Annotated in this window: 18 protein-coding genes; 11 read left to right on the top strand and 7 right to left on the bottom strand. The window is 52.0% G+C overall.

Features of this window, described 5'->3' with window-relative positions; all coding sequences use genetic code 11:
• Nucleotides 1-45 precede the first annotated feature (45 nt).
• Entirely contained in the window at nucleotides 46-1,011 is a 966-nt protein-coding gene (locus ACR02O_RS10425; RefSeq protein ID WP_494523330.1) for an MlaA family lipoprotein, read from the top strand.
• Nucleotides 1,012-1,161: 150 nt separating this feature from the next.
• Here ACR02O_RS10425 and ACR02O_RS10430 read toward each other — a convergent pair whose 3' ends face one another.
• Nucleotides 1,162-1,452 (bottom strand): hypothetical protein, encoded by a 291-nt coding sequence (locus tag ACR02O_RS10430; protein WP_494523331.1) that lies wholly within the window; start codon nucleotides 1,450-1,452, stop codon nucleotides 1,162-1,164.
• A 316-nt stretch (nucleotides 1,453-1,768) separates the two neighbouring features.
• On the opposite strand from ACR02O_RS10430, the gene ACR02O_RS10435 reads away from it, so the two are divergent.
• Together ACR02O_RS10435 and ACR02O_RS10440 are read left to right on the top strand one after the other, a co-directional pair.
• Nucleotides 1,769-2,158, top strand: coding sequence for a hypothetical protein (locus ACR02O_RS10435; RefSeq protein WP_171695883.1), 390 nt, complete (start codon nucleotides 1,769-1,771; stop codon nucleotides 2,156-2,158).
• Between the two features lie 62 nt (nucleotides 2,159-2,220).
• Nucleotides 2,221-3,018: a flagellin N-terminal helical domain-containing protein gene (locus tag ACR02O_RS10440; protein ID WP_171695882.1), complete on the top strand. Its 798-nt coding sequence runs from the start codon at nucleotides 2,221-2,223 to the stop codon at nucleotides 3,016-3,018.
• A 118-nt stretch (nucleotides 3,019-3,136) separates the two neighbouring features.
• Here the strand turns inward: ACR02O_RS10440 and ACR02O_RS10445 are convergent, their stop codons facing one another.
• On the bottom strand, nucleotides 3,137-5,848 hold the full coding sequence (locus tag ACR02O_RS10445; RefSeq protein WP_494523332.1) for a cation-translocating P-type ATPase: 2,712 nt from the start codon (nucleotides 5,846-5,848) through the stop codon (nucleotides 3,137-3,139).
• Between the two features lie 147 nt (nucleotides 5,849-5,995).
• On the opposite strand from ACR02O_RS10445, the gene ACR02O_RS10450 reads away from it, so the two are divergent.
• Together ACR02O_RS10450 and corA are read left to right on the top strand one after the other, a co-directional pair.
• Entirely contained in the window at nucleotides 5,996-7,201 is a 1,206-nt protein-coding gene (locus tag ACR02O_RS10450; protein WP_415880448.1) for a hypothetical protein, read from the top strand.
• 36 nt (nucleotides 7,202-7,237) lie between these two features.
• The gene (gene corA / locus ACR02O_RS10455) at nucleotides 7,238-8,203 is read left to right on the top strand and encodes a magnesium/cobalt transporter CorA (protein WP_033155758.1); all 966 of its coding nucleotides are present in this window, start codon (nucleotides 7,238-7,240) and stop codon (nucleotides 8,201-8,203) included.
• A gap of 58 nt (nucleotides 8,204-8,261) precedes the next feature.
• On the opposite strand, the gene ACR02O_RS10460 is transcribed toward corA, so the two are convergent.
• Nucleotides 8,262-8,807 carry a peroxiredoxin gene (locus ACR02O_RS10460; RefSeq protein ID WP_458137090.1) on the bottom strand — a complete coding sequence of 182 codons (546 nt, stop codon included), beginning with the start codon at nucleotides 8,805-8,807 and terminating at the stop codon, nucleotides 8,262-8,264.
• Nucleotides 8,808-9,121: 314 nt separating this feature from the next.
• On the opposite strand from ACR02O_RS10460, the gene ACR02O_RS10465 reads away from it, so the two are divergent.
• The 4 genes from ACR02O_RS10465 to ACR02O_RS10480 all read left to right on the top strand — a co-directional run bounded on the left by ACR02O_RS10465 (nucleotide 9,122) and on the right by ACR02O_RS10480 (nucleotide 14,906).
• A complete protein-coding gene (locus ACR02O_RS10465; protein WP_458137091.1) occupies nucleotides 9,122-12,385 on the top strand; it encodes a bifunctional diguanylate cyclase/phosphodiesterase in 3,264 nt (1,087 codons plus the stop codon).
• Between the two features lie 119 nt (nucleotides 12,386-12,504).
• Entirely contained in the window at nucleotides 12,505-13,482 is a 978-nt protein-coding gene (gene hflK, locus ACR02O_RS10470) for an FtsH protease activity modulator HflK (RefSeq protein WP_458137092.1), read from the top strand.
• Entirely contained in the window at nucleotides 13,479-14,444 is a 966-nt protein-coding gene (gene hflC, locus ACR02O_RS10475; protein WP_458137093.1) for a protease modulator HflC, read from the top strand. Before hflK ends, hflC begins: the two co-directional genes overlap by 4 nt.
• Nucleotides 14,445-14,549: 105 nt before the next feature.
• Nucleotides 14,550-14,906 carry a hypothetical protein gene (locus ACR02O_RS10480; RefSeq protein ID WP_458137094.1) on the top strand — a complete coding sequence of 119 codons (357 nt, stop codon included), beginning with the start codon at nucleotides 14,550-14,552 and terminating at the stop codon, nucleotides 14,904-14,906.
• 19 nt (nucleotides 14,907-14,925) lie between these two features.
• On the opposite strand, the gene ACR02O_RS10485 is transcribed toward ACR02O_RS10480, so the two are convergent.
• Genes ACR02O_RS10485 through ACR02O_RS10500 form a run of 4 tightly spaced genes read right to left on the bottom strand, consistent with a single transcriptional unit; the run spans nucleotide 14,926 to nucleotide 17,165 of the window.
• Nucleotides 14,926-15,099: a rubredoxin gene (locus tag ACR02O_RS10485; protein WP_319963167.1), complete on the bottom strand. Its 174-nt coding sequence runs from the start codon at nucleotides 15,097-15,099 to the stop codon at nucleotides 14,926-14,928.
• A gap of 17 nt (nucleotides 15,100-15,116) precedes the next feature.
• Nucleotides 15,117-15,620, bottom strand: a complete 504-nt coding sequence (locus tag ACR02O_RS10490; protein ID WP_458137095.1) for a YqiA/YcfP family alpha/beta fold hydrolase — start codon at nucleotides 15,618-15,620, stop codon at nucleotides 15,117-15,119.
• A gap of 25 nt (nucleotides 15,621-15,645) precedes the next feature.
• The gene (locus tag ACR02O_RS10495; protein WP_458137096.1) at nucleotides 15,646-15,861 is read right to left on the bottom strand and encodes a DUF2905 domain-containing protein; all 216 of its coding nucleotides are present in this window, start codon (nucleotides 15,859-15,861) and stop codon (nucleotides 15,646-15,648) included.
• A 14-nt stretch (nucleotides 15,862-15,875) separates the two neighbouring features.
• Nucleotides 15,876-17,165 (bottom strand): hypothetical protein, encoded by a 1,290-nt coding sequence (locus ACR02O_RS10500; protein WP_458137097.1) that lies wholly within the window; start codon nucleotides 17,163-17,165, stop codon nucleotides 15,876-15,878.
• Nucleotides 17,166-17,547: 382 nt separating this feature from the next.
• Here ACR02O_RS10500 and ACR02O_RS10505 point away from each other — a divergent pair, with 382 nt between their 5' ends.
• Together ACR02O_RS10505 and ACR02O_RS10510 are read left to right on the top strand one after the other, a co-directional pair.
• Nucleotides 17,548-19,305: a L,D-transpeptidase family protein gene (locus ACR02O_RS10505; RefSeq protein ID WP_458137098.1), complete on the top strand. Its 1,758-nt coding sequence runs from the start codon at nucleotides 17,548-17,550 to the stop codon at nucleotides 19,303-19,305.
• Nucleotides 19,306-19,373: 68 nt separating this feature from the next.
• Nucleotides 19,374-19,745, top strand: a complete 372-nt coding sequence (locus ACR02O_RS10510; protein ID WP_458137099.1) for a hypothetical protein — start codon at nucleotides 19,374-19,376, stop codon at nucleotides 19,743-19,745.
• Nucleotides 19,746-19,773: the final 28 nt, after the last annotated feature.

Here is a 19,773-nt window from a genome sequence, read left to right on the forward strand (position 1 = left end):
CAATTAAAGCTTCCAGAAACAAACTACTTTCAGGATTTTTAAGCGATGTTTACCCAATTGCATCCAGGCAAGAACCGGGCACTTTTGATAGAAGTGTGTTTATTGACCAGTGCACTGCTACTGCCCGGATGCGCGAGTACGGAAAAGCGTGACGAGCTTTCCGTTAGTGAAGCGGGCCATGCTGATCCGTACGAGGGATTTAACCGGTCCATGTACGGTTTTAATATGACACTGGACAAATATTTTTTTAAGCCGGTTTCTGATGGTTATAAATTTATTACACCTGATTTCATGGAAACTGGCGTCAATAATTTCTTCACCAACTTGAAGGGTATTAACGTGGTGCTCAACGATGTCCTTCAGGGTAAATTCCAACAGAGCGCTTCGGACGCCGGACGCTTTTTAACCAATACCACCATCGGCGTGGGTGGATTAATAGACGTCGCCAGCGAAGTCGGTTTAAAAAACAACGTTGAAGATTTTGGGCAAACTTTGGCTGTGTGGGGAGTCGGGCAAGGTGCGTATTTGGTGTTGCCGGTTTTTGGGCCCACCACTATTCGCGATGGCGGCGCGGGCATCCTCGATAGAGCCGCCAACCCAGGTACCTACGTGCCGGGTACCGGTATTCTCGAGGGGATTAATGATCGTGCAAATGCCGAAGGGGCGTTGAACTTTATCAATGAGGCTGCTTTAGACCCTTATGTGTTTACTCGGGAATCCTTCCTGCAATATCGGCGCAATTTGGTCAACGACGGAAAAAGCGACAGCGCGAACTATGATCTCGATATTGATCCCACCGCTGACGCTGCGTCTGAACCCAAACCCAGCAGCTCGGAAGTACTCAAGCCATCGCTAGACACCACCAACAAGACTGAACAGAGTGGTTCCCCCTCCACTCAGCCTGCCGTCGGCGCTATTGCCGATACCAATGCCTTTGACAACATGCTGCAATCGTTTGAGGAAGCTTCAAACAAGCTCGATAAACTGAGTAAGCACAGACGTAGAAGGTGAGTAAAGACCTGGATAAGGCCCGCTACGCGGTCTTATCCAGGTAAGCTCTTTTGACTGTTTAGTTAACGTATTGGAGAGGGCCTTTTTTCCAGGATGTACTAAGCAACGCCTCGGGGCAATCCAGAGGTTTGGTGTTTGAGCGAATTTGATCTAATCGGATGGTGCGGAATGATCGGATTCAGATTGCTTAGCGGTTTGCCGCTTTTTCCTGACAGCATAAAAGTAGGTCATGCCGGAAATGGTGCCGCATACTGTGGCTAATTTATCCAGAATAGGCGCGACGGTTACTATCAAAGGTTCATCGACCAGCCCCAACCAGACGCCAAAAGCGCTTAGGCCGGTCGGCGTGGCTATTGTCGCCGCGACAGCCGATAGCCCGGCAATGATGCCTGTCGCCATGGCGATATGTTCTACCCTAGTGGCAATAACTTCGTGGTTCATGTGGATTGCGGGCGTAGTTGGTGGACTAATCGCAACCGGGTTTCCCGGCGGCTCAGCAGAAAAATCGGCTGCATTTTAGTCAGTTTCGAGCTGCTTGTCAGCGGGAGTGGGCAGCGAATGCTGGCGAAGATTGTCGGCATTCGTTGGCGTTATCGGGCTGAGGTTTCTTTGCTGCGCTGAGTGCCGGCAATATCCGAAATTGGTGTTTGACATTCCTCTTAACCTGGAGTAATACGGTGTCCTATTGGAGTGAAACTGCATGTTCATTCCGAAATCTGCCGCCAGCCTACGGTGTATTCAGGGAGTTTAGAACGCTATGTCTTCCCTAACTGTTTCCAGTGTTAATCAATCCGGCTTTCAACAGTTGAGCGCGCTGACGGCCAAAAGAAATGCCGACCAAGCCGAGCAAATGGCGCAAGCCTTGAGAAAACAGGCGGATGCCGTTCAAGCCCAAGCCGACCAATATGCAGCCAAAGCCCAGGCGCTCGATTCCCAAGCCAGTAAGGCCAAGGTGGACTCTGACGCCGCGCACTTAAGACTGAATCTGTCCAACGCTTTTCAAGATGCAGGCGCGCAGTTAACTAAGACTATTCAGAACGCCGAGGTAAGACCGTCTACCTATTCGCAAACCTTGGCGGGTATAACCACAACTTCTGCGGCTGATTACAATAAAGCAGTGGGGAGTTCAATAGACATCGTTGCTTAGCCTGATTACCGTTCAGGTAGATAAGCAAGAGGTCGTCAAAAAACAGTAAGCGAGGTGACATCATGTTGTCGTCAATCAATACTAACAACCTGGACAAATCCCAAAGTCTGATCCAAACCAGCATCCAGCGCCTTAGCTCCGCGAAGCGGATCAATTCGGCCGCCGACAACCCTGCCGGGTTGGCAATTGCCGATGCCATAAGTAGTCGCTTGGGAGGGCAAAACCAAGCAATCGGCAATATCGGCAAGGGTCTGTCGCTTACGGATACAGCCAGTAGCGCATTAACTCAGGTAACCGACAACCTACAACGCATTCGTGAACTGACGGTGCAAGCCGGAAGCGGCTCTCTGTCGGCCGCTGATCGACAAAGCCTTCAGGACGAGATCAACGGCTTGGGTAAAAGCATTGATGGTATCGCCGGCAACACCCAGTTCAACGATCAAAAACTGTTGGACGGCAGTTTTTCCGGTCAATTGCAAATCGGCCCCAATCCCGGAGATACCCTTGGCTTAAGCCTAAGTAATGTATCCAGCACAGCCCTGGGTGTGTCGGGATTGGATGTATCGAGCGCTACAAATGCGTCCAATGCGCTGGATAGCATAGACAGTGCGATTAAAAATGTCGGGAATCAGCAGAGTAACTTGGCAAGTACTGCTGCAGGCTTAAATTCAAATCTGGCGAATCTGAGCAGCAGCTATCAGAATCTGGCCGAAACCCGCAGCCGTATTCAAGACACTGACTATGCGCAAACGGCTGCTGACTTGAACAAGGGAAAGTTGCAAAACCAGGTGGCTAGCTACGCGCTCAAGCTATATCAAGACAATCAAAAAGCCGCATCGGCGTTGTTAACCGGAATCTGAACGCCGTGTGACCTGCATCTACACGTCAGGTTTTGATTGTCCGCAATCGCCTATCGCTTTTCCGCTGTTTTATCGGCGCGCTGCCGCTGCTTAGGCGGAACCTAGTGGGCGTGATTGCTTAGTGGCGACTCAGTAAGCGCTTACGCAGTTTCAGCGGTTTTACCAGGACAGGAAAAAGCCCGAAGCGCCGCACCAACCATTTTCTGAATTCTTCCAGCAGCAGCATACCGAGCGCAAACGGCAAGGTAAACAGCCAAACTTTGATGTCTATCGGCGCGGTGCCGAACAGCGCGTTGCCCCACGGTGTGTAGACAATCGTCAGAATCAACGCAATTTCCAAAGCAATGCCGGACAGGATCAGTTTATTGTCCAAGAACGATGTGGCTAACAGGCCGCGTTGCCGCTGTTTGCAAATAAACACATTCGCGATCTGCATCATGATGATTGCGGTCAGGCAGGCGGTAGTGGCTTGCAGGTAGAGCGGGTGATGGTTGGACAATATCTCGCCATAATCCCAGCCGCCGCGATGCAACACAAAAAAGAATGCAGCCATTGCCGCGAGTGCTTCCAGCAGACCTAGGAAGCCGTAAGCCCTGGCCAGCAAGCGCCAGTCGATCAGCGTTTCCTTGTAAGAGCGCGGCGGTTTGTTCATGGCGGATGCATCCGGTTTTTCCACGCCCAAGCCCAAAGCCGGCAGCATGTCGGTGCCCAAGTCAACCGCCAAAATCTGGATGATGGTCAATGGCAGCGGAATTTTGCACAACACAAAGGCCAGATAAGGGATCAGTTCCGGGATGTTGGAGCTGAGGATATAGGTCAGGAATTTGCGGATATTGTCGAACACCGCGCGGCCTTCCTCAATGGCGGCCACGATGCTGGCAAAGTTGTCGTCCAGCAAAATCATGTCCGCCGCTTCCTTGGCGACATCGGTACCGGCCTTGCCCATGGCGATGCCGATGTCGGCTTTCTTTAAGGCTGGTGCATCGTTGACTCCATCGCCTGTCACCGCGACCACATGTTTCTTGCGCTGCAAGGCATCCACGATCAGCATTTTCTGGTCGGCACCAACCCTGGCAAAAATGATTTCCGGGGCATCCAACGCCACTTGCAACTGGCTGCTCGTGAGTTTTTTTAATTTGTCGCCGGTAATCACTTTGGGATTATCCGATTTGATCAGCTTGATCTGCCGGGCAATCGCCACCGCGGTATGCGGATGGTCGCCGGTGATCATGATGACTTTAATGCCGGCGATATGGCATTGCGCGATGGCATCCGCGACTTCCGGCCGCGGCGGATCTTCCAGACCGACCAGGCCGCTGAAAATCAAGGCTTGTTCCGGCTCGGCTTCGACTGGGTCCGATAGGGGCCGATAGGCAAACGCCAGCACGCGCAATCCTTGGTCGGCCAAGGTTTTTAGTGCGTTTACCAGCTGTTGACGACTAGCGTCACCGAGAGGTTCTACGTTACCGTGCATCACAATCTGCCGGCACAGCGGCAGCACCATTTCCAGCGCACCTTTGCAAAACAACATTTTGCCTTGTGGTGTATTGTGAATAGTCGACAGGCGTTTGCGGTCGGTATCGAAGGGCACTTCGCCGATTTTCGGGTAATCGATGCGCATGCCTTGTTCATGTGCCATGGACACCAGTGCCACTTCCATCGGGTCTCCCAGCAAACCTTTGCCTTCCACGTGTTTCAGGCTATGGCACAAAGCCGCGTTGGCTAAAAAGGCGGTGTGATGTTGCAGGCTATCGCTGCCCAATTGCTCGGGTTGCCAATATTGATTGTCCAGAAACAGCTGCTTAACCGCCATGCGGTTTTGAGTCAGCGTACCGGTTTTGTCGGTGCAGATCACCGTGGTCGAACCCAAGGTTTCCACCGAGGGCAGGTTACGGATCAAGGCATTACGCTTGGCCATGCGCTGGGTAGCCATCGCCAGCGACAGCGTCACGGTGGGCAGCAGACCTTCCGGGACATTGGCGACGATGATGCCGATTGCGAACATGAAATTTTCCCAAAACGTAAGGCCGATGATTTGCCCGATAAAGAAAAACACCACACCCAACAGCAGGGCCAGCAAAGCCACAAAACGGCTGAGGCGGCGGATTTGCAATTGCAGCGGCGATTGGCCTTTGATCGTGGTTTTTAGGGTGTGAGCAATCTTGCCGAACTCGGTATGCATGCCGGTGGCAAACACCAGTGCCTTGCCTTCGCCGGCTACCACCGAGGTACCGGCGAGCAGAATGTTGCGGCTTTGGCTGATGTCCTCGACATCCGACACTTGCGCATCGCGGCCCTTGGGGAGTGACTCGCCGGTGATGGTGGCGTTGTTTACCCGCAAATTAAATGCTTCCAGCAGCCGGCAATCGGCCGGCACGTTATCGCCTTCCTGCAATACCAGCAGGTCGCCCGGCACCAACTCGTCGGCGAACACCAAGCTTAGCTCGCCGTCGCGGATCACTTTGACTTGATGCGGTAACAGCTTTTGTAAGGCGGCGATTGCCTGCTCGGCTTGATGCCGTTGCCAGAATGAGAAACAGCCGTTGATCGCGATGACGCCCAGCACCGCATAGCCCAAAGTGGCCATGCCCTCGCCGGGTTGCCGGGATTCCGCGAAAAACGCCAAGCCGGCTGCCAACCATAAAATTAAGGCAAAAAAGTGCAGAAACTCTTGGGCAAACAGTAGCAACGCCGAGGTCTTTTTCGATTCCTCGATACGGTTGAAGCCAAATTCATGTAAACGGCCTTCAATGGCGGCATCGGCCAAGCCGTCCATGCTGGAGTCTAAACTGTCCAGAGCTTCTTCGGGGCTTAGATGGTGAATTTTCATGCTCGTAATCCGATCAGCAGAATTAGGTTCGGCAGTTTAAAACGACTCGGAGTATTTCCGGTATGCGTCGCGGTGTGTCCATCAGCTTACTTGCGTTTTGGATGGCGTAGCAGGCACACTCTCTCATTTTTGGTTTGGACAGAAAAGATGAGCTTGAATTGCTGCTATTCTCTCGCGCCTTTCGCCGTCAGATACACGACTGTGTTGGCTTTATGTGCTTTGCAAGGCTGCTTTTCGCCGCTGGCGCTGGACAGGGCAGTTGTCGAATACGACAAGGTTGCCACCGATATTTTGTCGAAACAGTTGTTGCTGAACATCGGCCGGGCCCATCAGCACCAACCCATGCATTTCACGGGTGTTTCGAACATCGCCGCTACGTTTAATTTTCAATTCAATGCCGGCGCCACGCCGGCTTTTACCGGTGAAGTCGGTTCGGTGATGACACCGGTATTTGGCGGGACGATGTCGGAAAATCCGACGATCAGTATCGTACCCATCGAAGGCGAAGAGTTTACCCGGCGCTTGTTGACACCGTTTCAGGAAAGCAAGCTGACCATGTTGTTGCGGCAAGGCGTGGACGTGGATTTGGTGCTGCGTCTGCTTGCTGGCGAGCTGCGGCTAAACGGCGGCGAGCAGGCTGGCGTGTACTTGAACAAACCCATGGATGGTGACGGTTATAGGCTGTTCCGCCAAGCTGTGCTGCATTTGTCGTCCATTCAGGATAGCCATAAGTTGTTTGTGGAACCGTTGATATTCAATCGCAGCTGGAGTCTGCCTGCCGAATCGCTAAACGCCGAGCAATTGGCTGCTTTGCAAAAAGACTATAAAGTTGAGTTTAGCGCAGACCAAAAGCAACTGACCTTAACTAAGCGGGTGACCGGACGAATCCTATTGACCAATTACGATCCCGTAACATTGAGCAACGAAGAGCGTTTGCGTTTGCATGAAGAAGCCGATCAAGGCGCCGAGAACGATGTCAGCGTCGATATTCGAGCAGGCTATCCTGGTGGCGAGTGGCCGCTGCACGGTGTATTTCGCTTGCGCAGCTTTCACAACGTGTTGAATTTTATCGGACAAGCGATAAATGATGATCCGGAGTACCCCGTTGACAAGCATCCTCGCACGCCTTCGGTGAGCGAGAACCCGGTGCACACCATGGCTTTATTGGTCGATGAAGACGAGCCATCAGCAACCGAGATTAGCGTGCGCTTCGGCGATTATTATTATGCCTTAGAGCCGGAAACCGGCTATCAATGGAATCGGGAAGGTTTTAGATTGTTATGCCAGATTTTTCAAATGACCATGACCGATTTGGCGCGCAAAGGTGCGCCGGAAATCACCATTTCCAAATAAACAGGAGACATTTTGAGCGAAACTATCGATAAAAACATGGTGATGCGCTGCGTGGCCTATCAAAAAGGCCTGGGCATCGGTGACGTTACCATCGAAGACATCAGCGAAGTGTTGCTGAAAGACGATACCTTTATCTGGTTGGGTCTACGCGAGGCGAATGCCGAGATATTGAGAAAAATTCAGCAGGAGTTTGGTTTGCACGATCTGGCGATTGAAGACGCTTGTGCCGCGCACCAGCGGCCGAAGATCGAGGAATACGGCGATTCCTTGTTTATCGTGTTGCACACGGCGGAATTGATCGAGAAAAAAGTGGAATTCGGCGAGACGCACATTTTTATGGGGCCGCGCTTTGTAGTCACCGTGCGCCATGGCGCGTCGCAGAGTTTGAGCAAGGTGCGTGAGCGTTGTCAGGCCATGCCGCACCAACTCAGCAAGGGGCCGGGTTTTGCCTTGTATTCGATTATGGATTTCATCGTCGATAATTACATGGTGGCAATTGCCGGCTTGCAGGACCGCTTCGATGTGCTGGAATCCGCGATATTTCAATACCGGCCCAGCCGGCAAACCATGGAAGACTTATACGAGCTAAAGCGCGAATTATTGCTTTTGGAAGGGGCGATTAATCCGGTCATCGACATTTGCAACGAGTTGATGCGCTTTCATGTTGGCCTGATACATAAGGATGTCAGAGTATATTTCCGCGACATAGCCGATCACATCAAGCGCGTTGATCAGGCTATCCACGGTATGCGCGAGATGTTGCTGGCGGCGATGCAGGTGCATCTGACTTTCGAAACCGTGCGGCAAAACGAAGTGGTCAAACGCTTGGCCGGTTGGGGGGCGATTTTAGCGATACCGACTATGGTATTCAGTTGGTACGGCATGAACTTCCGGCATATGCCGGAACTGGATTGGGCCTATAGCTATCCCTTGGTAGTGGGTAGCGTGGCAGTGTGCAGCTTGGCCTTGTATTGGCGTTTGAAGCGGGCAGGATGGTTGTGAACTACAAACCCGCTAAGAGTTTCCCGGTTGGGTGAATATTTATCCGCTTGGCTTTGTATCAGTTCCCGCTCGCCTGCAATTGCTTCAGCGTTTCCGCGACCCGTTTGGCATCCAGGGCCGGGTCTACATCGTCATCGATACGGCGTATGGTTAAGTCGGGATCGACGATAAAGGTCCAGCGTTTGGCCATGTTCAATATGGGCATTTTTACGCCGTAGGCTTCGCTGACTTTGGCGTCCGCGTCAGACAATAAGGTGAAGGTCAGTTTGTGTTGCTGATGAAATGCCAACAGATCCTGGACGTCATCCGTACTGATCCCGTATACCTCGGCATTTTGTTTGCGGATCAGTTCGATGGCGTCGCGGAAAGCGCAAGCTTGCGCAGTGCATCCGGGTGTACCGGCTTTAGGATAAAAATACAAGACTGTCCAACCTTTCCCGCGCCGAGCGGCTAAACTTACTGGGTCGCCAGCGTGCGCTTGCAGTTGAAATATCGGTGCCGATTGGCCAACTTGCAGCGGAGCCGCGTTTGCTGTCATCGCAAACGTTGGTAAGGCGAGCAGCATGAAGACCAAGAGCCTGAATGTAAGAGTGTATTTTTGCATGCATGATCTCCCTTAAGGGGCTTACGACGGTGAAATACCGAATGTTTTTGTGTTTAATTATAATCGCCAGTATGCCGCAGAAAGCCGCTTACACAATGGTGAATAGGTAATCGCAGTGATTCGTTTGGATAGGCCCGACATCCATTTTCAACAGATAAGCCCCATGGTTCGGGCGTCCGGACCGAAAGCCGGAAAACTTTAGTGTTACGGTTCACCTTATATTTCACTTATATTACTCGTGGTTTTAGGCCGGTTGTTTTTAAGTTTTTGGCCGGCTGGTGTCTATTTTGGAGTTGAATAACGGAATAAGCAAAATGACGCGACCGTATTACTTTTCCCGGTTTTCTCGAATTTTGTGGCTGAATCTGGTCATGTTTGTGATTTTCGTGATCGCATTCGCGGTTTACGTGCGCGCCGAGAAGCAAATTGATCGCGCCAACGAAATCCGCTTTGCGTCACACTTGCTGGCCGATGAATTTAGGCAATCGTCCAACGATCTCTCGCATGTGGCGCGCAGTTATGTCGCGACCGGCGATCCGGTTTATAAACACTATTTTCAAGAGATTATCGACATTCGCGACGGCAAACTGCCCAGGCCCGAAAATTATCACGACATGTATTGGGACTTGGTGATCGCCAATGCTCATCCGGCGCCGCAATCAAGCACGCAGCCGGTGGCCTTGCTGGAGTTGATGCGGCAAGCCGGGTTTTCCGAGCAGGAACTGGCGAAAATGGCCGAAGCCACGGCCGATTCCGCTGCACTTATCCAAATAGAGCGCACGGCGATGGACATGGTTGATTCGAATCAGGGAATGCCCGACGGCAAATGGCATCAAGTCAATCTAATGCTGCACGATGCGACTTACCATCGAGCAAAAGCGAAAGTCATGCAATCGATCATCGACGCCTTCGAATTGATAGACCTGCGCACGCAACAGAGTGTGGTTGCCAGAGCGCGTATTGCCTTTTGGTTGCGGGTGGTGTTTGTGGTGTTCGGGGTTATGTTGTTATTGACGCTTTGGCGGGCGTATCGGACTTTACACGCAATATTGGGAGCCTCGGTCGATGAATTGCACGATCAGATCGTGCGTTTGGGTAGCGGCGATTTTTCCGCCGATATTCCGGTATGCAAGGGCATGCGCAACAGCGTGTTGGGCTGGCTGGCGGAAACGCGGGCCAGTTTGGCAAGCGTTGAAGCCGCGCGCCGCACTGCCGAGGCAAGAAATCTGCGATTGACGCAATTGTATGCCGCGCTAAGTCAATGTAACCAAGCCATCGTTCGCTGTACCAGCGAAGCCGAATTATTCCCGCAAATCTGCCGCGACGCCGTGATATTTGGCGGCATGAAAATGGCCTGGATCGGCATGCTTGACCAAAACAGCCAAACTATCAAACCGGTTGCCTGTTATGGCATCGGCATCGAGTATCTGGATGGCATTGAAATATCAATAGACGAGAACCTGCCGACCGGGTGCGGACCAACCGGTACCGCAGTCAGAGAGGACAAGCCATATTGGTGTCAGGATTTTCAACACGACCCCGCCACCATAGCCTGGCATGCGCGTGGGGCAAAATTCGATTGGCAGGCTTCCGCGGCCTTACCCTTGCATCGAAACGGCAAGCCGGCTGGGGCGTTTATGCTGTACGGCGATCAAATCAATGTGTTTGACGATGCCGCGCGCAATCTGCTGTTGGAAATGGCCATGGACATCGATCATGCCATCGGTGGCTTCGAGCGTGAGGCCGAGCGCCAGCAAGCACAGCAGATGGAAAGTTTGCGGGTGTTTATGCTGGAACGGCTCAACGGTAACCTGCAGTTGACGGATATTTTGCATGATGCGGTTACCGAACTGGAAATTATGTTGGCTGGTAGCGTTTGTTCGATTTTGCTTGTGGATGATGACGAACGTCTACGGCTAGGCGCGGCACCTAGTCTTCCGGATTTCTACAATCAGGCGATCGATGGGCTAAAAATTGGTGCCGGAGCGGGGTCGTGCGGCAACACCGCGTACACCGGGCAAAGAACGATTGCGGAAAATCTGGCCGAGCATCCCTTTTGGCAGCCTTTTTTGCCGCTGGCAGAACGGGCCGGTTTGGCGGCATGCTGGTCGGAGCCGGTACTCTCCGCCGGTAAAAAAGTGCTGGGTACCTTTGCGATTTATCATCGTCACCCTGCCGTTCCCAGCAAACATGAATTGCGCTTGCTGGAAATGGTCGCGCATTTCGTCGCCTTAGCTATCGAACGTAAGCAGGCGGAGGAGCACATTTATTACTTAGCCAATTACGATTCGCTCACCGGCTTGCCGAATCGCAGTCAATTGGACGATCACTTGAAATATGCATTGAGTTTGGCCAAACGGAGTAACGGCCACTTAGCTCTGATGTTTCTTGATCTCGATCATTTCAAAAATATTAACGATACCTTGGGGCATAGCGTCGGCGATGCGCTATTGGTGGAGTTAGCCAATCGGCTTTGTGCCGTGTTGCGCGAAGAAGATACCGTGACCCGTTTGGGCGGCGACGAATTTATTTTCTTGTTGCCGGGCACCGATGCCGGCGGGGCCGCGAATGTCGCGCAGAAGCTTCTTGATGCGATAGCCGAACCTTACCGGATTGAGGAATTCGATTTGACGATGAGCGCATCGATTGGCATAGCCTTGTATCCGGACGATGGCGAGGACCTGGAAAGCCTGTCTAAAAGCGCCGATGTGGCCATGTACCGAGTCAAAACCGATGGCCGGCACGGTTACCGCTTTTTTACACCGGAAATGCAAGCTCGCGCCCAGCGTAATCTGCAACTGGTTAATGCCTTATGCCATGCCTTGGACCGTCAACAACTGCATGTTTATTATCAACCGCAGGCGGACATTCATAGCGGGCGCGTGATCGGTGCGGAAGCTTTGTTGCGCTGGCGGCATCCCGAGTTTGGCATGGTTTCGCCGGCCGAATTCATCCCGGTGGCGGAAGATAGCGGACTGATTTTGCCTATCGGCGAGTGGGTATTGCAAACGGCGGTGCGGCAAGCGAAAACCTGCTTTGATCAGGGGTTGGGGCCTTTGATCATGGCGGTCAATCTCTCGGCTGCTCAATTTAGCCATCCGGCCTTGCCGGAGATGGTGTCGCGTATTTTGGAAGAGGAGGGCTTGCCGCCCGAATATTTAGAATTGGAATTGACCGAAGGCGTGTCGATGCAGAATCCAGAAGCGGCTATAGCGGTGATGAATAAATTGCATGAGCGCGGAGTACGCATGTCTATCGATGACTTTGGTACCGGTTATTCGTCGCTGAGTTATCTGAAAAAATTTAAAGTATACAAATTAAAGATAGACCAATCTTTCGTGCGCGACATCAGTACTGATTCGGAAGATAAAGCCATTGTCAATGCGGTGATTAGTTTGGCCGCCAGCCTGGGTTTGCGGACCATAGCCGAAGGTGTGGAAACGGTTGAACAACGGGAGTTTTTGCGCGAACAGGGCTGTCAGGAGATTCAAGGCTATTTATTCGCTAAGCCGATGCCCAGCGAACAATTTGAGCTGTTTTTGCGGCAAAGTGTTATCGAGTCCACCATAGCGATTTGAATAGCATACAAATTGACGAAAGGGTGGAGCGGGTCCATGCTTGCTTACTAAATTCGGCGGTGCTGGTGACTGGCAATGCCTTGCATCTTGATTTTTCGCCGACTTAACGGAGTCAGCCCTTGAACGACGTCAATCCCATTTTTAAAAATCTGCCCGATTCGCTGCCGATTTCGCCATTGTCGATCCTGATTATCGTCACGGTGCTGGTCGGCGCGAGCATGTCGTTTTATACCATTCCCGCCGAGTCAGAGGGGATTGTGTTGCGCTTTGGCGAATACATCGAAAAAGTCCCGTCCGGTTTGCACGCCAAACTGCCATTTGGCGTGGATAGCGTCATCACCGTGCCGACTCAGCGGCAACAGAAGCTGGAGTTTGGCTTTGCCACGGCAGGTTTCACCAACCCGGATCAAACTGGCGACGAGCCCGCGTTGGAAAAATCTATGGTAACCGGTGATCTGAACTCGGCGCTGGTCGAGTGGATCGTGCAATACCGGATCACCGATCCGGAAAAATATCTATTTGTGGTCCGCGACCCCGGTGTGACTTTGCGGGATATTTCCGAAGCCGTGATGCGGGAAGTGGTCGGTGATCGCACTGTCGATGAAATCATCACCATCGGTCGACAGGAAATTGAAGAAACCGTGCTGGCGCGAGCACGCTTGTTGGCCGAGCGCTATCAATTGGGGGTGTCAATTAACCAGGTACAGCTCAAAAATGTGAATCCACCCGAGCCGGTACAGCCCTCGTTCAATGAAGTGAATCGTGCTCAGCAAGATAGAGAGAATGTCATCAATTTGGCTAATGGCGAATATAACAAAGCCGTGCCGCGTGCACGTGGTGAAGCGGACCAGAAAGTTCGCGCGGCCGAAGGTTATCGTTTTAAACGAATTAACGAAGCGGAAGGGGATGTCACCGCTTTCAATCAAGTGTTGGAACAATATTTAAAAGCCCCGGACGTGACTCGTGCGCGGATTTATCTGGAAACCATGGGCGAGGTGTTACCGCAAGCCAGCCAGCAAATTATTGTCGATGACACGGTGCAGCAAATATTGCCGATGTTGCCGTTTCCCGGTCAGGCAGCGGGAGTAGTGAAATGAATTTATCGATAAGAACCTGGCTGTTAATCGTAGTTTCGGGGTTTTTGCTGTGGCAATCGGTGTTTACTGTCGATCAAACCGAGCAAGTCATCATCACCCAGTTTGGTAAACCGGTCGGCGAGCCGATCACCGATCCCGGCTTGCATTTCAAAATTCCGTTTACCCAGCAAATTAACAGCTTTGATAAGCGTTATCTGGCCTGGGATGGGCCGATGGTGGAGATGTCTACCAAAGATAAGACTTATGTGCAGGTGGATACTTTCGCGCGCTGGCGCATCACCCAGCCCATGCAATATTACTTGCGATTACGCGACGAACGCAGCGCGCAATCGCGTTTGGAAGATATTTTAGGTAGCGAGACCCGCACCGCGATTGCCCGCCATGAATTGATCGAAGTGGTGCGTTCTGACAAAGATCGCAAACCCTTGCAAGACGAAAGTTTAGGGCCGTTGACCGGCGAAGGCACCATAGGGGTGCTGCGGCCAATCCGGGTGGGCCGGGCGGCAATCGAAAAAGATGTGTTCGATGCCGCAGCGCCGAAATTGGCGGAATTTGGTATCGAACTGCTGGATGTGCGCTTTAAACGCATCAATTACAACCATCAAGTGTTGGAGCGCATCCACCAACGGATGATCAGCGAGCGCTTGCAAATTGCCCAGCGCTTCCGCTCGGAAGGCGAAGGCGAGGCGGCCAGAATTAACGGTAATCGGGACCGGGATATCAACGAAATCGAATCGACGGCCTACAAGCGAGTGCAGGAAATTCAAGGCGAAGCGGATGCCAAGGCCACGGAAATTTACGCTAAGGCATACGGGCAAAAGTCCGAGTCCGCCGAGTTTTACAAATTTTTGAAGAGCATGGAAACCTACCGCAAAGTAATAGACCGCGACGCCACTATAGTGCTGTCTACCAACAGTGATTTATTTGGCCTGTTGAAGCGGGTGGAGCAAAAGAATCGTTGATAGTCGCCAAAACAGCGCTGCTGTTTGTATCGCCAATAAGCAAAAATTAAGCTACGGACGGCAAACTTTATCGCAAGCAAATAATTGTTTAACAGGAGGTTTGCGATGTTAAAAACAACAACAGTCATCGTTTTGGGTTTATTGGTTTCGTCGGCTGCGTTGGCCGACCATGAGCATTGGGGGCATCATCATGGCCACCATCATCACGGGCATTATCGGCCGATGTACCGGGAAGAAGTGGTTTATTATCAACCCGCCCCGGTCGTTGAATATGTGCCGGCCCCCCAGTATTACGCGCCACCTCCGCCACCGGCTTATTACGGCTACGATCAACGCTCGCCGCAAGGTTTGTTGGGTGGGATGGTCGGTAGTGCGATGGGCTATCAGCTCGGAAATGGCGACCCGATTGCCGCCGGCATTGGTGCCGCCGCCGGGGCTTTGCTCGGTAACGGTATGTACTGAGATTGCCTGATCGGAGCGCTCAATATTCCAGTAACTTGAAAAAACTTTTCGGCGCGCCGCAAATCGGACAATCCCAGTCGTCGGGGATGTCCTCCCAGCGGGTGCCGGGCGCGATGCCGCTATCCGGGTCGCCCTTGGCTTCGTCGTAAATGTGTTCGCATTCCTGGCAATGGTATTTTTTGTAATTGCTCATTGGATTTTCCCTGGGTGTTAAGCGGCACAATCGCCGAGAAATCTTGCGAACGCTGTCGCCATTACGGGCAATATGCTTAATAAGCGGTGGTCGGCATCCAATATATGCAGACGCGCGTGATGTTCGCGGCAGAAGCGCCAGGCGTTCTCCGGTGGTACCACATCATCTTGCCAGCCGTGAAAGACCTCAATGTTGGCGGTGCTAGGCTTAAACTCGGTACGCGCATAGCCTGGCAAATAAAATGCCGGCGCAATCAAAAACAAACCCTTCGGCTTGATGATTTCCGCCGCGACGGTCGAAACATAAGCGCCCATGCTGGAGCCCACCAGCACTATCGTTTCATATCCCGATACATCCAGCGCCAATAGCTGTTGCACGCGCCAGTCCGGATCGTTGCTGGCTTGATAATCCGGGCTGATAAATTCAAACCCTTGGCGTTTGGCGACCTCCGCCAGTGCCAATGGCTTTTCGCCCCAGGGAATACTGTCCTTGCCGTGGTTGTATATCACCAGTTTGCTCATAGTCTTTTTCTCGCTGTCGGAAAGATTATTTTCGGAAAAACAAGTTGGCCAGCAATGTGATCAGCAAGCTGACCACAATCATCGATGTAATCGGTATAAACACGAAGCAGTTTTTATTCTGAATCCGAATATCCCCAGGCAGCTTGCCGAACCAATTCACCAACCATGGGGCGTAATTCAGAACCAAGCCGAGCACCAGGATGGCCGAGCCGATAGTAATGAGTGCTTTACCGGGTTCCATTTTTTTCCTATGCGTTACGGAATGACTACCACTTGCGCGAAACCGCCGCCCGGCGTGCGAAAGTTGGTGGTTTGGCCTTGGTAGAGGCGGGCGCAGAGCAATTGGGTTTGGCCTTGATAGACATAGTGGCGCAAATCCAGTTTTAACTCGCCGGCATCCAGATGCCGTTCGCTGGGTTTTACCAGCGTCTGCGCTACATAATCGTGTTGCAAAATATCCTCGAAAACGCGCCGGGTCAATTTATCGCCGCGATACGCCGCTTTACTGCCATAGCCTCTGGCGGGTTTGAAAAACAGCTGCTTACGTTCCGCCCAGAACTGATCGGCATTCTGCGCATCAACCAGCATCGTGTGGGCGATACCTTCTCGCAATAGTGTTCGGGTACGCTCATCGACGCCGATTGTACGCAGAAAGTCGTCTTTGCCCAGCCAGACCAGATTTCTTTTGTCGGCATACAGCGCATGATTTCTGGGGTGCGGCGTCAGCACGACTGCATCGGCCAGATAGGCTTCTCGTAAACTCCGGCATTTTAGAGATTCCAAGCCAAAGTCGGTCAAGCGGTTATAAACCAGATCGATTTGCAGATCACCGTGCCAAAGTGCGCCGTCGTCATAGCGCAAGGCCTTGGGGTCGCAGACTACGGTTTTGATTTTATGTTGTTCGAACAACTGTTTAAACAACAGAAACTCCGGCCACAGGTATTGATTTTGTGGGTCTTCATCGACAATGGCAATGCTGCGCAGCGGCGCCAAGCCACGCTCCGCGCGCCACTCCCGGTAAAACATGTCGATAAATAAGGTTTCGGCTGGCTGAGTATCCTGCCCAGGCAATTTAAGTGTGCCAGGCTGCTGGTTGCCGGCGATTTCGCAACAGCTGTTTTGCGCGCGAATCAATAACGCATTAATCATCGCGCCGCCGGCATTGGAATTGATTTCGATTAGTTTTGGGCCGTCGGCGCTCAAATGAAAGTCGTAGCCTAGAAATACGCCATGGGCTTTGGCTAAAAACCGCGCCGCGTCCGGTGCGTATGTAAGTACCTGTTGTTGATACGCCGGCAAGGCAATTACGTGTTCCAGCGCGGCGATGATTGCCAATTGTTGGTCCAGGCAAGCTTGATCGATAAACACCGCGGACTCGGCAAATAAATTCGGCCGCTCCTCCGCAATCATCCGATACAAATCGCCGTTTTCGTCCAGCCTGTTCAGTTCGCGACGCAGCGCTGTGCGATTTAGTGATGAGCAGCGGCAATCGCTATTTAGCTGTCTGGCGTTAGGTGTTTGCTCGGGTTCTGGATGGGGATGCATGAAAACGATAGGCGCGGATGGGTGCTGAAACAGAATTTACGCCGCTATTCTAGCGCGATACGCCTGTCCGTTAATCGGTAAATTCTTATACAGATGCCTGCTAGATCGGCAAAAATCATTTACAAACAGGCGGTTGAGCTTATTTTGTTAGCTAGCGTACATGCTGATCGACATGTTCTGAACAGCATGATCCAAACTTGTGAAACTTGAGCCTGCACGGTATTTTGCCGATAGCAGCATCACTTTAGCCGTAACTTTTTAGGGTGCGGCAATGATCGCTGAACTGTATGGCATTAAGCCCTTTTTATCGGGCAAAACTAGAACTTGAGCCCGTATTTTGTCAATATGGCAACCTTTGTCCGAATTTGAACTTGCAAAAATCATGACCCAGCAAGCCGTATCACGCACCAATCAAACAACCAGGCGCAACTTTCCACCGTATCTGCTGACGGTACTGATGCTGTTGTATGGTTTTTCGCAATCCGCCAGCAGCCAGAGCCCGGAGCCTTCTGTAGGGCAAGCCATACAATCGTTACTAGCCGGCAAACAGCAGCCTTTGCTGTCGCAAGCGGATTTTTCGCAGTATAGCGACGCACTAAAACAGCTGTATCAGATGAATGCCAACCAGCTGATTTGGCTGGGGGAAGGTCGAGCCGCGAAAAATCGCGAAGACGCTTTGAGCTTGCTGAGCAATGCCAAAGTCGATGGTTTAAATCCGGACGTTTATGAAGTTGAGCGTTTGCGCGGCTACATACAACAAGCCGTTGCGCTGCCACACACTGCAACGACGCAGTTGGTCTCTTACGACGTGGCTTTGTCGATAGCATTGGTGCATTACGCGCATGATCTGCATATTGGCCGGGTTGATCCGCGCGACTTCAATTATCCCCCACAGTTTGCCGCCAAATCGGCAAGCGAGGTCGCCGTATCGCTGAATCAACATATCCAACAACAATCCCTTGCCGAACTGCCGGCGGCGCTGGCGCCAAAATTCAAGCAATATCAGCAGTTAAAGACTTTGTTGGCTGCTTATCGTCAGCAAAATACTGGGGCGCAGAAGCCAAAACTGCTTTTTGCCAAATCGTTGCGCCCAGGCGAGCAAGACGCGCAATTGCCCGAGTTACGCCAGCGTTTGGCGGAGTTGGGTGTACTGAAAGCGGAAGACGTTGTTGGTGCCGGCAACACGGAAACACTTTACGATGCGGCCGCGACGGAAGCAGTGCAACGCTTACAGCAGCAACAAGGCTTAAAAGCCGATGGGGTGATCGGTAAACAAACTCTGGCCTTATTGAATCAAACGCCGGCCGAAAAAATTGCGATGCTTGAATTAGCCATGGAGCGTTTGCGTTGGATGCCTGAGTTGCCGGAAGGGCCGAGGATATTTGTGAATATTCCGGCGTTTCAGTTATGGGCTTTCAATTCCCGTGACGATCAACAGCCTTTGACGATGAAAGTCATCGTCGGCAAAGCCGAGCAAAATCAGACGCCGGTACTCTGGGAAGAAATGAAATATCTGGAATTCATGCCGTATTGGAATATCCCGAAAAGTATTATGGACAAGGAAATGCTGCCCAAGTTAGTGAGCGATGAAGAGTTTCTGGCGAATCAGGATATAGAATTGGTGGGACGTGACGCCGACGACGATGAAGAGGAAAATCAGGACAGCATCGTCGACGAAATCAAGAGCGGGCGGGTCCGCGCCAGGCAGCGACCCGGCAGCAGCAACCCCTTGGGACGGGTGAAATTTATTTTTCCGAACAAAGCCGATGTGTATTTGCACGATACGCCGGGCAAAGCCGCGTTTAATCGTGATCGCCGCGATCTCAGTCACGGCTGCGTTAGAGTGGCGGAGGCTGAAAAGCTGGCGGAATTTGTGCTGGGCGACCAAGCCGAATGGGACCAACAAACGATACAGCAAGCCATGGCCGGGCCCAAAACTCAACGGGTCACGCTGAAAAAATCGATACCTGTGTTGTTTTTTTATACCACTGTGTTTGTGGGCCTTGACGATAAACCGCGCTTTTACCCGGATATTTATGGTCAAGATCAATTGTTACAAACCGCTTTGAGCAAAGCCGCCAATCCGGGCGCTAAACAACAATTGGTCAGTAAAGCGGTAAATAGTGCCGGCGGCGGTTAACGGGGTTCAGTTTTAAGGGTTTTGGATTATGCTGTTATCCGGAGTGTGGTTTTTTGGGAGACAGGGATATGACGCAAGCAAAAATAGTAAACCAGGCGGTTACCGAGAAAGTTAAGAAATCGCCGGCGCGCAAAGGCAAGAAAGTTAGAATGGCACCGCCGACCAATGGCGAGATTTTGGTCAAAGGTGTCGTGATGGGTATCGTGATTTCCGGGTTGACGCACGCCAGCAAAAGCATCACCCGTGCACTGATCCGCCATCCGCTTGCCTTATTCTCCGGTGGTTTGCTGGCCGGGTATTTGGCGCATAAACACCGCAAGGACATCATCGTGCTGGGTAGTCGCACCGCAGTGGAAAGCCGAAATTTCGTGCTGAGACAACGCGAAAACCTCGGCGATTTAATTGCTGAAATCAAGGCAGAAAGCGGCAAGACTCTCTAATCTTCGGTTTGTTTGGGTTTACCCGGAT

The sequence above is a fragment of the Methylomonas sp. PHL2-19 genome (assembly GCF_059331595.1).